This is a genomic window from Glaciimonas sp. CA11.2 (assembly GCF_034314045.1).
Taxonomy (GTDB): domain Bacteria; phylum Pseudomonadota; class Gammaproteobacteria; order Burkholderiales; family Burkholderiaceae_D; genus Glaciimonas.
In genome coordinates, this window is the sequence record NZ_JAVIWL010000001.1 from 3676647 (window position 1) to 3689424 (window position 12778).

9 protein-coding genes are annotated in these 12778 nt (G+C 48.4%); 6 read left to right on the top strand and 3 right to left on the bottom strand.

Translation table 11 applies throughout. From position 1 onward, the window contains the following. Positions 1 to 179 precede the first annotated feature (179 nt). Both RGU75_RS15920 and RGU75_RS15925 read right to left on the bottom strand, forming a co-directional pair. Positions 180 to 1586 carry a sigma-54 dependent transcriptional regulator gene (locus tag RGU75_RS15920; protein ID WP_322237589.1) on the bottom strand — a complete coding sequence of 469 codons (1407 nt, stop codon included), beginning with the start codon at positions 1584 to 1586 and terminating at the stop codon, positions 180 to 182. After that, positions 1583 to 2647 (bottom strand): sensor histidine kinase, encoded by a 1065-nt coding sequence (locus RGU75_RS15925; RefSeq protein WP_322237591.1) that lies wholly within the window; start codon positions 2645 to 2647, stop codon positions 1583 to 1585. Before RGU75_RS15925 ends, RGU75_RS15920 begins: the two co-directional genes overlap by 4 nt. A 694-nt stretch (positions 2648 to 3341) precedes the next feature. On the opposite strand from RGU75_RS15925, the gene RGU75_RS15930 reads away from it, so the two are divergent. The 3 genes from RGU75_RS15930 to RGU75_RS15940 all read left to right on the top strand — a co-directional run bounded on the left by RGU75_RS15930 (position 3342) and on the right by RGU75_RS15940 (position 7433). Continuing rightward, positions 3342 to 3572, top strand: coding sequence for a hypothetical protein (locus RGU75_RS15930; protein WP_322237593.1), 231 nt, complete (start codon positions 3342 to 3344; stop codon positions 3570 to 3572). 164 nt (positions 3573 to 3736) lie between these two features. Then, positions 3737 to 4888, top strand: coding sequence for an ABC transporter substrate-binding protein (locus RGU75_RS15935; protein WP_322237595.1), 1152 nt, complete (start codon positions 3737 to 3739; stop codon positions 4886 to 4888). A 2317-nt stretch (positions 4889 to 7205) separates the two neighbouring features. Continuing rightward, on the top strand, positions 7206 to 7433 hold the full coding sequence (locus RGU75_RS15940; RefSeq protein ID WP_322237597.1) for a DUF4148 domain-containing protein: 228 nt from the start codon (positions 7206 to 7208) through the stop codon (positions 7431 to 7433). A 286-nt stretch (positions 7434 to 7719) separates the two neighbouring features. Here RGU75_RS15940 and RGU75_RS15945 read toward each other — a convergent pair whose 3' ends face one another. Next, positions 7720 to 8289, bottom strand: a complete 570-nt coding sequence (locus RGU75_RS15945) for a nuclear transport factor 2 family protein (protein ID WP_322237600.1) — start codon at positions 8287 to 8289, stop codon at positions 7720 to 7722. Positions 8290 to 8678: 389 nt separating this feature from the next. On the opposite strand from RGU75_RS15945, the gene RGU75_RS15950 reads away from it, so the two are divergent. The 3 genes from RGU75_RS15950 to RGU75_RS15960 are packed head-to-tail and all read left to right on the top strand — an operon-like array spanning position 8679 to position 12695. After that, a complete protein-coding gene (locus RGU75_RS15950) occupies positions 8679 to 9863 on the top strand; it encodes an acyl-CoA dehydrogenase family protein (protein WP_322237602.1) in 1185 nt (394 codons plus the stop codon). A gap of 10 nt (positions 9864 to 9873) precedes the next feature. Then, positions 9874 to 11022, top strand: a complete 1149-nt coding sequence (locus RGU75_RS15955) for an acyl-CoA dehydrogenase (protein ID WP_322237605.1) — start codon at positions 9874 to 9876, stop codon at positions 11020 to 11022. Positions 11023 to 11075: 53 nt separating this feature from the next. Beyond that, positions 11076 to 12695 carry an AMP-binding protein gene (locus tag RGU75_RS15960; RefSeq protein ID WP_322237607.1) on the top strand — a complete coding sequence of 540 codons (1620 nt, stop codon included), beginning with the start codon at positions 11076 to 11078 and terminating at the stop codon, positions 12693 to 12695. Positions 12696 to 12778 lie beyond the last annotated feature (83 nt).

A 12778-nucleotide genomic window follows, 5' to 3' on the forward strand; every position in this document is an offset into this window, starting at 1 on the left:
CGCGCATTCATGCCAGCTGCGTAAAACTAAACGAACCCAGCGATTGTGGGAATGAGGTGCACCCCTCAAACTAAAGCAAAAAGCATACCTATGACTGTCGTCTAAAATAAGACACAATCGATAGACCTGACATCCGCTTTTTCCAATCGGCGCGGCTGCAAAATTAGTACCCGTGTCCGTTATTTACTCTCTTTTAAAAGACCCCATTCTCGTCTTCGTATCCATAAAGCTTTCCTGCCGATGCCGAGAATAGCGGCAAGTTCGGCTTCTGTATGCGTGTCCTGATGCAATAGAATCGTTTCTTTGGTGTATTCCTCGATAGACAACGGCACTCCAGAATGATGTGGTGGTGCGTTGACTTTCTCTTCTGACGACGGAATGGAAAGCATATCGACCAGATCGACTGAGGTCAAAACATCTGAGTCAGCAAGAATGACAACCCGCTCAATGAGGTTTTCAAGCTCTCGAACATTCCCAGGCCATTCGTAGTTATTAAGAAAATGAATAAATTCCTGGCTCATTTGACACTTTCTGCCACCCAATTTTTGACAGTGATATTCTAGAAAATGTTGGGCCAGAATTTCGATGTCGTCGGCCCGGTCGCGTAATGGTGGAACTTGAATGGCGATCACGTTAAGCCGGTAAAACAAATCAGCGCGAAAATTGCCTTTTTCCGCCTCTATTTTTAGATTGCGGTTACTAGCGGCGACGAAACGGGTATCCGTTACATAGGTTTGGGTCGAGCCGACCGGGCGCACTTGCCGCTCCTGAATTACACGGAGAAGTTTGACCTGCACGTTTAACGGCATTTCTGAAATCTCGTCGAGAAACAAAGTCCCGCCGCTAGCTTGCCGGATTAATCCCTCGTTGGCCGTAACCGCACCAGTAAATGCCCCTTTCGTATGACCGAAAAGTTCCGACTCCAGTAATTCAGATGGAATCGCGCCGCAGTTGACTGGTACAAATGGGCGCTCGGCGCGTGGACCACCGTAATGCAACGCCTGCGCCACAAGTTCTTTTCCAGTGCCGCTTTCGCCTTGAATCAGGACGTTGGCCTCGGTCGGTGCGATACGCTGAATCATCGCTTGGAGCTTGCGAACATTTTCGCTTTCGCCAATGATTTGGTTCTTGGTATAAACCTTGCGCAACTGCCGCTTCAACACCACGTTTTCGCGCCGGTCCCGCCGCTCGTTCATCGCGCGATCTACAGCGAATCCGAAGTCGTCATTATGAAACGGCTTGATAATGTAATCGACGGCACCTTTCCGTAACGCTTCGATAGCGCTTTCAACGGATGAAAAGCTCGTCATCAGAATGACGGGCAAATCCAGTTCCATATTTTTTACCGCCCCGATAATTTCGAGACCGGTCATGTCCGGTAACTTCAGATCGGTTATCACCAGGTCGAATCCTCGGCTTTGCAGCATAGACATTCCATCCGCACCGGTGTACGTCACTGCACAGTCATAGCCTTTTGCTTCCAATATCCATTTCACACACTCTACGATGCCGCGGTCATCATCGACGATCAGCACACGTTCGGCATGGGGCTTGGTCTCGCATGGCACTACTTTAGAAGTTTTCATAACTCTGGCCCCAAAAGCGGCAGTTCGACCTGGAAGCAGGCCCCGCCATGGGCATTATTTGCAGCGGTAATAAGGCCGCGATGTTCAAGCAGAATCTCGCTGCTGATCGCCAGCCCTAGTCCGGTTCCCCTATTTAACGTCTTGGTGGTAAAGAACGGTTCGAAGATCCTCGGCAATATATTATCTGGAATGCCAGGGCCAGTGTCACTCACCAGTACAACGACTGAATTATTACTTTGAATTTTGGTTCTTACGCTGAGTATTCCGACCCCATTCATTGCGCCTATGGCGTTTTCGAATAGATTCACGAATACCTCCTGCAATTGGCTTAGATTGCCAAAAACCAAGGCGGTGCGATCACGCACAAATTCAACTTTAATCTGCGCCGACCAGCCATTTTCAAACATCACCGAGAATGCCTGTTCAATCGCTTCATCCACTTGAAATCCGGTTCTGGTGGCATCGCCGACCCTGCCGAAATTAAGTAGACGATCAGAAATGCCGAGAAGTCTCTGAACATTGTCGGCTATGTTTGCCAGCCCTTTTCCAAGAAGGGCAGACTTCTTCTCTTGATCCGATCCCAGTATCTGCACCATCGAACGGATTGCAGCCAAGGGATTACTCAATTCATGGCACACGCCTGCAACCATGAAGCCTATCGCTGCCAGGCGTGCTGTTTGTATGTCGGCAACCTCTAAGGTGCGTAACTTTGTTTCGTCAACAATCATTAGGTAAGAGCCGGTCGAAGCCCGCCGCATGATGAGACGTTCATGTACCAAATGATCGTTTTTTGCGGTTCTGATCAACTTTACTTCCTGCGGAATTTGCCAGCACACAGGACCCTGTAACGACGTAGCGTATGCAGGAAATAAGGTCGGAAAATAACCCAGATCATTCAGCCCCGAAGCCACGTCAAGCCCCATAATCTGTTTAGTTAATCCTGCCACTTCACCATCGCTACGAATGATAATGACTGGCCAAGGTAAACTCTCTGCGAAACTGAAAAAATTGGATTCATCAGTTGAAAATAATGCAAGAACGTCAGGTGAATAATCTTTCATCTGGTTGCAATGATGAAACGATGACGGTTGCGGGGATGAGGGGGGAAAGGGAAATGTATAACCTGGACCATTACATATGCAGATAGGCGAAGCGCCATTGTTACCATCTTGCAATGCCACCATCGCTGTCGATTTAAAGATGTCAATTTGTCCCCCTTTTATAATTCTGTTGTATTACAACGAGGCGTACTGCCTTGCTGTCCGTCACTATGCTCGCTCTTGTGGCGAACTGGGAAGGAATGATGAAAGCCGCCGGGACCTCGTATTGCCGATTGCGCGACCAAGCCGAGCATCATAGAAATGATTCACGTCGGACTTTGTTAAATTGCTCGGCAGCACCGCGCAATTCGACTCACTCATCAATCTTGCCTAAAAGGCTATTTTATGTGTAGTACCAGCCTACCATATTGATATTTTTGCATCCAGTTAAAACGTATTCTAAAAAGATCGATGCTTTGCCATATATTTGTTAGACGACCCTTCCTGAATTTGAAATGTTTGAATTGCAAAGGGATACGCGAAGTTTGAGCGCTTAATGAACGGCGGGTTAAGCAAGAGATCATCATGTGTAGCGTTAGCACAATCCCCCGCGTCAACCGCAAAGCGCATATTGGCTATCACGCGTTCGGAGATCATCTAATCGCGGCGTGCGACAGTTTCGGTGTTTCGAAATGAAACGGGGGGCGGTATCGAAATGAAACAAATCGAAGAAAAAATTCGCCCTATTCTTCCTATTCTCTCTATCTATCGCGGTAGAAAAATGGTGCGCCCAGTGTCCACAATACTTTCGGCAATCAGCGCTGCGGCCAATGTATTGGACGGCAATTTGTGTGGTCTGGCACGAAATATGCTGATGGGAGATACTTTTTATCGACTTATAAAGCAACGATTCGGACATTTACCAATCCAGATCAGGGCGGAATAGCGTTGATTAAACTATCTGTTTTGAACAGGGGAAAAAGCTGTACTTAAGGTATCGCCAGTGAAAGTCGCGTTGACGTGCGCGGAGCTAATATAAAAACGACGAAAAACCCACATTAATCTGATTAATCCTGTTGTTCCAAGATCGTATCCTAGAAAGAGACTGTCATGACTTACACAAAAAAATGGTGGGCACGAGCAGCTCAAAAAACGCTATTGGCGTCACTCTTGTTATTGCAGGGCGAACACTTCGCGCGCGCCGGTGATCAGGGGTACGGCAAGGTAGGTCAGCCAGTGCATCTGGTTGTGGGCTATCAACCGTATGACACTGTTTCTTACTCCGCCGCTGTCATCCGAGGCTTAGCGCTGTGGAAAAAATTCCTGCCAGCCGGAAGTGAGGTCGAATTTCAGGCAGGACTTCAAGGCTCAATTATCGTCAACCAAATGTTGGCTGGTAAACAGCAGATTGGCTATTTGGGCGATGTGCCAGCGGTGTTGGTGACTACCAAAACTGAACAAGCGAAGGTCAAGCTCGTCGTCAATACCGGTTTTTCCGCTGGCCAGCGATGCAACGTCATTATGGTACGTGCCGACGCACCGGATTTCAAGACATCGCAAGACGCGATCAAATGGTTAGATGGCAAGACGATTGCCACCCCAAAGGGTAGTTGCGCCGACCGTTTTTTGGGTAATGTGATCGACAGGACCCACATCAAGCCTGACGCAATAATGAATCAATCGCTTGAGGTATTGAGTACCAATCTGCGCGCCAAGAAGCTTGATGCGGTTGCACTGTGGGAGCCAACTGCCTCAAGAATTGGTAATCTGGTGGGGGAGGGCATCGCAAAATACGCTATCACCGGCTATCCGTTTGATATTCCTGATTCAGGATATATCGCCATGCGAGACGATTTCATGACGCAGCGACCTGATGTCGTGAAGGCCTGGGTCAAAATGGAAATGGAGGCGCAACGCTTCATTCTGGACCCGAAAAACCAGTTAAAGGTAGCTGAAATAGTCAAAGGGCAAACGACGGGTATTACGTTACGGATGGCGTGGTTTTCAATTTATGGCGCGATTCCTGTTACAGCCGGAGGTAGCCCTATCAGAGATGAAAAACCATTTGTGTTCGACGAGCGCGTACACAAACAGTTGAATAGCATCTATACATTCCTTCACCAAAGCAAAGTGATTAATGTGGGCGAGGCACCAGCAGGGTCGCTAGATGACTCTGTCGCGCGAGCAGTGGCGAATGAAGCCGGTACCTCACTACCATTGGGGAGTATCAAAGCCCAAGATATTGCCAATGCACCTAAGTGAACGCATCATTTTTTAGTGAGCTCATTAGTGCAATCATTGAATTTGCTTTCATGTGAAGGTAATGCCAGTGGCGTTGAGAATAACGGGTATGAACGCCAATGCTCAAGCCGGGCCGATGCTTGGAACACTGGCTTGGAGTAGTCGTTTGCAAAGGATGCCGATAAGCGCTGATTTTTGGCGTCGCTTATTGGGAAACCTGTTCATGTAAAAGCGGCTAACGACAATGCACGGTTGTGATTCTGGCGTTGGTTCTACTTCAGAAGCCGACGAATTGCAGGCTTCTACTTGTGAATGATAGTACAAATTAAAGTTTGTTATATGCAACATGAATATGAGATATCACCACAATAAAGCAGACGATTTTTGTTGCACTGCGATATAGTGCATCTGTCTCCTCCAACACCTCATAGGTTTGGATTTAACCCACTAAATTATTTTGGTGGGTTTTTTTTTGCCTAAATGTTTTTAATGCAGCACGTTTTAAACATTTTTGATGAATTTGACCTTGGCTTTACGCTCAATCCACTAATTCATAAGAATTCCGTAACAACATGATGGTCGTTATCGCCAGAACCTGATAGAATTCGGCCCTGTCTTGAGTGGGTATGTATTAACATTTTTGATTCTCTTTTAGAGGCAAGCTTGCATGAAATTGCAAACTGCCATTATCAGAAGATGAAAGGCTTGGTTTTCTGAAAATTTGACTCATCGCTGTAACGTTAGGTAGAATGCGGACTTCGTGTTTTTCTGAAACTGGTTAAGCAGCCGCATCAAATGCAGTTGTTTAAGAAGCGAGTCAAGCGCTAGGCATAAAAAGCGTTACTCACGCTCAAACGTTAAGCTGAAACGTAAAAAAGCAAAGCATCGAAAGGATCCAGAAAACGGGTCCTAACAATGCCCGAGTGGTGAAATTGGTAGACACAAGGGACTTAAACTAATTTGAGCCCTCTTGAAGAAATTCTTGAGGTGAAACTCGTCAAACTCGGCGAAGGCCCTGGACGGAAGTCCGAGCTAATACCGAGCCAAGCCCTCCGACGAAAGTTTGAGGGAAGGTGTAGAGAGCAGACGGCGAGCACCTAAAGTCGCAAGACCATGGTGAAGGCGTGCTCCAGACCACGAACAGCGCTTGCGCTGGCGGCTAAAGCCGAAGTGGTAAGAAAATCCCTCGACTTAATCGTCGTACCGGTTCAATTCCGGTCTCGGGCACCAAGACACTAGCAGTAGATCAGCATATAACGCCGCAAACCTAAGCCCAGCTTGGTTTTGCGGCGTTTTTGCTTTGTATCTGAATCTGTTGAATACTAGTAAAAATACCTAACTTACAGGGTCCAACTCCCCATATTTTCTCCATCGACTCTTACGTTTAGCGGAAGATCATAGTCGTACGAAATGAGCGTCCTACATTTCAGATCTGCTGAAACCTAATCATCCAGTGCCCGGGACCCGAAAAGTACTGTGGCAGTGATATTGGCGTGATCTCAGGCGGAATCGCGCTATTGGATGTGAACGATGACCGGGCCTTCTCCCACGATCGGCGGTTTCGCGTGGCTATTCGAAGCATTTTTCTGAATCCAGTCGCGCGCAACTTTCAAGCTCTCTTCGGCACCGGTCTTATCCTTGCAAACAGTCCTGCCGCTCCGCCATCACCATGGCGTAGAAGTGTGTAGCTCACGAGACCAGACACTTTCCTTAAGCTGGCTTCGACGTCAGCTTTGTGTTCTTCTAAACCATCGAAAAGCTGTTTTGCGCCGGGTCCCGAAAAGGTTCTTATTACCGCATGCATATTAATCTCCTTTGTGAGTGTCCGTCCTGGTGCCAATCTAGATCGGCTGATAGTCACTATCAATTTGGTTCAGTTCATATCTTCAGAGCGAGTTAACATTCGACATCACTGAAGCTGCGCCGTCTGTAGTGCAAGGCTTTCGTCGGACGTGGCACGAGGGTCTTGCCAGCGCATTTGTTTAACATAACTGATCGCGGACAGTATTCAAGCGGAGTGCTCGGGGGAAAATAGTATTAAATGATGTCAATCAGAAAATGGATTACTCGATTGTCTAGTGTGCTTGGAATCAACACGATTGCTATTTTTTATTATTTCTAATAATGGAATAGTTAATTATAAAATACGCTATTTATTGTTGATCGGAGAGGCTTTACACTTACTACTGTTGGTGGACGAATCACACAAGGGCATCGCATTTTGGTGTGCAGTGTATGGAAGCGATAATGACGCTCGTTCATTGATTTAGGACCCGAACGGTGTACTTATCTGCTTTCACCGAATTTTGTGATACCCATAACTTTATGGAGAAATAACATGAACGCCAAACCATTGATCGCTGGTTTGATTATTTTTGCTGCCGCTGCTGGGAGCGCTTTTGCTGAGGCACCATATCCAGCAAATGATCATTCTTCTTCAACTAAAACCCGTGCGCAAGTCATTGCTGAGTTGGCAACGGCACGTGCGCAAGGATTGATGGATCAAAGCTATACGACTTATCCGATTCTTGAGTTTGATAAGAAGACGACGAGCGCTGAACAGTAAGTTTGTCTCGAAATTGACATTACTTTAAAACTGTATTCATTTCGATTTAAGAATGTCGCTTGTAAATAAATGCGAAGAGGCCGCGCCTAGCGAGGCCTCTTTTTGTCATTGTGGAACAAAGAAGTCGCACGAGACGTGCGTGGTTATGAGAGTGTCGCCAGGAATCCGCTAATCTTGCTGCGTCGATAAGCGTGTTAACGACACCGATCAAAAATCAAAAAAAAACGAATCAACACCATCGACCTAAGTGCAATACTAGATAGTGACCGAAAAAATCTAGTAATAATTAAAGCGAATTGAACGGCGCATCTGCCAGCAGCGCATAGTAGGGATCGTCGGGCTTGCTTCCTCCGCGTGGCTGTCTGGTTTCACCAAAGCGTTGCGCTTCAGTCAGCTCGGGAACGACTGCCTGATTGATCCAATCATAAATAACGGTGCGTGCTGCAATCCGCCAATTGCCATCGCGCTTTTCAAATCGGTCTGCATAGCGACCGCATAAAAGCATTTCACGCTTTTGACCCTCGGCATTTCTGTCTTCTTGCAGCGCCTGAAAATAGCTTTCTACTGCCGCTACATCGTCGTGTAATTGGATAGAAATATTGCCCAGCATGTGCACCATTCGACCACCGCCCTTCAACTTCTCGAGCGCCCAATCAATAAACCCGTTTGCACTTCCCTGATAGGGGCCGTGACGATCTGTCGCATCATGCCAATAAGCCGAGCGCAAGGCCTCCTCGTCCACCCGATCAATTCCACGACAATAGCGAAAGAGACATTCCCGGATGGCTTCACGATCCAGTAATCCTTGTAATCCTTGTAATCCCTGTAATGCATGTAAATCAATTTGTGAAGTCATAAAAACACCTCCTGGGTGGAAATTGAATAGGGAGATCTGTTGGCATCTCAGCGCGGTGCGGATACGCACTTTTTAAAGTGCATCAGCAGTTCTAAGCGCTTTATGCAAGTGAGTCCAGGCCGGACCGCAAAAGTACCGTCGCACCTGCAATATACGACTGGGTACGCGGTGATCTTGCGGGGCCAGGTTAAATCACATCCGCGATAATCAAGCGCTCGATTGATTGCTAACCTGTCGACAGGTAATCTAAAAAAAGCGCGATTGTGACGAATTATCTTCTATTAAAAAATCTGTAGAGGGCAGTCGTACGCAGATGCGTTCAGCAGGATCCGCCCTGCATCGCGCATGCAGACGGATTCTTAAGCTGTTATTACCATCAGGGAGCATGCATGAATCGAGAAGAGTTGGATGAAGATCGCGCGTTCCGTGCAGAAGTGCGGGCGTTCTGTTTAAATAATGTGCCAGATACCATGCGAGCACGCGTCAGATCAGGTATGCGTCCAAGCATACCGGAATGGCGACAATGGCAACAAACTCTCTTCCGTCACGGTTGGGGCGCGCCGTCGTGGCCAAAGGAGTGGGGTGGGACTGGTTGGTCGCCGACACAACTCCATATATTTGAGCAGGAAGCCGCACGCGCCGATGCGCCTCCGCAATTTCATCAAGGTCTTGAGTTGATCGGGCCGATCATTTTTACGTTTGGGACGACAGAGCAGAAAGCACGCTATTTGCCGCGTATTTTGTCGGGTGAAGATTGGTGGTGTCAGGGGTATTCTGAACCTGGTGCGGGATCGGACCTTGCCGCGATACGGACTAAAGCGATACTGGAAGACTCCGAATACGTCGTTAACGGACAAAAACTCTGGACCAGTTATGCGCAGGCCGCGACCATGATGTTTTGTCTGGTCCGGACGGATAGCACAGCCAAAAAGCAGGCAGGCATCTCTCTTCTTCTGATTGACATGAAAACGCCTGGTATCAAAGTCAGACCTATTCTGACGCTGGATGAAGAGCATCATGTCAATGAGGTGTTTTTCGATGATGTCAGAGTGCCGGTGGCGGATTTATTAGGCGAAGAGGGAAAAGGCTGGAGTTATGGAAAAGTCCTGCTCGACCGGGAGCGTGGTGCAACCGCGACCTTGAGTGCGCGTCTTGCAAGACAGTTGGAATACGTGCGCGAGCGCGCTGGTACAGCGATGCAAGGACAGACCCCGCTAATACAAAATGCCGACTTTAAAACAAAGTTGGCGCAGTTGGAGATTGAAGTCATTGCATTGGAATATTTAGGCTTGCGCACGCTGGCCGACGTTGTTGCAGGGATTGATTCTGGTCCACGTGGATCGATGATGAAGGTTCGCTGGTCTGAACTTTTACAAAAAATCACCGAGCTATGGATTGAAACGCTCGGTTACGGTGCGGCGCGTTTTGAAGCGCTCGATCCGGTTGGCGCAGAAGATATTTACGCGTCGTCAGGGCCGATGATGGGCTATTTATACAGCCGCGTGACGACAATTTACGGCGGATCAAACGAGATCCAGCGCAATATCATCGCCCGTCGATCTCTTGGCTTGTAGGAGTAAATGCATGAACTTTACGTTATCGCACGAACAGCAATTATTGCAGGACAGCGCCGCCCGTTTTGTGCGGGAACATGGCCGTTTTGAAGACTGGCAGAAAGCCTGCGTCGACAAGCGCGCATATATCAAAGAAAATTGGCAGAAAATGGCTGAGCTCGGCTGGTTAGCGATCAGCGTGCCAGAAGACCTGGGAGGATTGGGGGGATCGGCCATTGACACCATGGTACTGATGGAACAATTTGGTAAAGGGCTGGCACGTGAGCCTTACGTCAGTACCTGCATCATCGGCAGCACGTTGTTGCAACATGCTTGTAGTGAGATCAAAGAACAGCGACTGAACGCGATCATGATGGGAGAGTGTCGCATAGCGCTAGGTTTAGGCGAACCGCTGGGCCACTTTAACCTGGAATATGTTGAGATGACCGCCAAGGCTCAGTCCGGTCGCTATCAACTGTCAGGAGAGAAAAGTCATGTTCCCGACGGCAGTACAGCGGACTGGTATATTTTACCCGCCCGTACCTCGGGTGCGGTTGATGATCCCGATGGCATTACCTTGTTTTTAGTATCGGCCAATGCACTTGGTTTAGTCCGGAAGAATTTTCGTAGTCCAGATCAACGTCATGTCAGTAGTCTGGTATTACATAATGTTGCAGTGTCAGATACCGCCGTAATCGGTACCATTGGCGGTGGTCTTGCACTACTGGAAATGGCGGTCGATCATGCCATCGCAGCGAGTCTGGCTGAGGCACTTGGCATCATGGAAGCAGCTTGCAGCGTGACGCTCGACTATCTCAAAACACGTCAGCAATTTGGGGTCACGATTGGATCATTTCAGGTATTGCAACACCGTATGGTGGATATGGTGATTGCCTGTGAAGAAGCACGTTCAATGACCTATTACGCCACCGAGAATTTATCTAGTCCCTCACACGTACGCACGCGGGCGATCTCTGCTGCTAAAACGCGGGTTGGACAGAATGCACTCTTCGTTGGACAGCAAGCAATACAACTGCACGGTGGGATTGGCACCAGCGATGAACATATCGTCAGCCATTATTTGAAACGACTGGTGATGTTTGAGCTCAGTTTCGGTAATATCGATTTTCATCGACAGCGTTACGCCTCATTAGGCACTGCTTGCAGCGACCAAAAATAAACCAGGTAAAAGGTCACAAAGGCATATTAAAACAATAGAGAGGAGATTGACGAATGGATTGGAACTTAGGAGACATTCTGGATGCTGTCGCAGCCAATATAGATGGCGAGCGCGCGGCGCTGGTGCAAGGCGATCGTATTATTACGTGGCGCGAGTTTGATCAACGCAGTAATCGGGTCGCACGTGCAATGATAGCGGGCGGGCTGAATCCAGGTGACCGTGTAGCGTTTGTGTCGCGTAATCATCCCGGCTACCTGGAGGGATTGTCTGCTTGTCTTAAAGCCCGTCTGGCCCATGTCAATATCAACTACCGCTACCGCGCTGAAGAAATTGGTTATGTGTTCAAGGACGCGGGTGTGCGTGCAGTTTTTTTTCAAAAAGAATTTCAACCGCAAATGGTGGCCTTGCGGAGTCAATTTCCTGATATCCAGCAATGGATCTGCATTGATAGTGATGATCAACCCGACAGTTTATCATTTGAAGAAATGGCAACGCAAGGGAATGGGACGCCGTTATCCATCAAGCGCTCCGGCGACGATTTTTTGTTGCTCTATACCGGTGGAACCACCGGCATGCCGAAAGGTGTCATCTGGCCAGGCGCAAAATATCGAGAGTGTCAGTTAGAGTCGCCACTACTAAAAAGCCGCCCCAACAATCTTGATGAACATATCGCTATGTTGCGGGCCATCACTTCTCCGAGCCGCTTGATTCCTGTTTGTCCAATTATGCACGGCACAGGATTGAATGCGTCGCTGGCTGAATTGTTTTGGGGTGGAACGGTTGTGTTGTTGCCGTCGCCGTCTTTTAATCCTGTTGAGTTATGGCAGGTTGCGGCGCGCGAGAAGGTGAATAAGGTCTTGATTGTTGGTGACGTATTCGCAAGACCGATGTTGCGCGCGCTTGATGAGGCATCTGAACCATATGCCTTGGACGCTCTGCAAGTGATCAGTTCAGCAGGGCTGATCTGGAGTCATGACATCAAGCGGGGATTGTTGCGTCACTTGCCACAACTTGCGCTGGCAGATAATTTTGGCGCGTCTGAAGCTTCAGGTCTCGGATTTTCCATCACCACCGTCCAACAATCGATTACCACCGGCAGTTTCCACGCTGGTGCAAGAACCGTGTTGATTACCGATGATGACCGTATTCTTGGGCCCGATCAGCCGGGTGAAGGCATGATTGCGCGTGGCGAACCATTGCCATTGGGGTATTTCGGCGATCCCGAAAAAACTGCTTCAGTATTTCGTTACATTAATGGCGCGCGATATGCGGCTCCGGGTGACTGGGCGCGCCGTGACGAGCAGGGCTTTATGCAACTGATTGGTCGCGGCAGCCTGGTGATTAATACCGGCGGTGAAAAAGTATTTGTCGAAGAAGTGGAGGAGGCTTTGAAATTATTGCCCGATATCGATGATGCACTTGTAGTCGGGTTGCCAGATGAAAAGTGGGGCAGCGTTATCGTGGCGCTTGTCAAATCGCGCAGCGGGGGCGAGTTAGATAAAACCCTGGCACATCAGCTTTCGTCGTCCCTTGCTGGCTACAAGTTACCCAAAGCCATTTTTAGCCTGGATATTTTGCCACGTAGCGACGCTGGCAAAGGCGATTATCAGACCGCACGAAAAATTGCTACGAGATGCATGGCAGAGCGCGAGACCTTACATCAGCAAGGCTGAGGCGGATCGTTATGACGTTGGCTTACGTTTGATACGTATGTCACGTATTCAGCAACGCACTGCAAAAAATTACTCATGGAGAA

Bases quoted from the DNA above. Each gene is read 5' to 3' on its own strand.
- RGU75_RS15920 (WP_322237589.1), bottom strand. From the start codon at position 1,586: ATGAAAACTTCTAAAGTAGTGCCATGCGAGACCAAGCCCCATGCCGAA.
- RGU75_RS15925 (WP_322237591.1), bottom strand. From the start codon at position 2,647: ATGAAAGATTATTCACCTGACGTTCTTGCATTATTTTCAACTGATGAA.
- RGU75_RS15930 (WP_322237593.1), top strand. From the start codon at position 3,342: ATGAAACAAATCGAAGAAAAAATTCGCCCTATTCTTCCTATTCTCTCT.
- RGU75_RS15935 (WP_322237595.1), top strand. From the start codon at position 3,737: ATGACTTACACAAAAAAATGGTGGGCACGAGCAGCTCAAAAAACGCTA.
- RGU75_RS15940 (WP_322237597.1), top strand. From the start codon at position 7,206: ATGAACGCCAAACCATTGATCGCTGGTTTGATTATTTTTGCTGCCGCT.
- RGU75_RS15945 (WP_322237600.1), bottom strand. From the start codon at position 8,289: ATGACTTCACAAATTGATTTACATGCATTACAGGGATTACAAGGATTA.
- RGU75_RS15950 (WP_322237602.1), top strand. From the start codon at position 8,679: ATGAATCGAGAAGAGTTGGATGAAGATCGCGCGTTCCGTGCAGAAGTG.
- RGU75_RS15955 (WP_322237605.1), top strand. From the start codon at position 9,874: ATGAACTTTACGTTATCGCACGAACAGCAATTATTGCAGGACAGCGCC.
- RGU75_RS15960 (WP_322237607.1), top strand. From the start codon at position 11,076: ATGGATTGGAACTTAGGAGACATTCTGGATGCTGTCGCAGCCAATATA.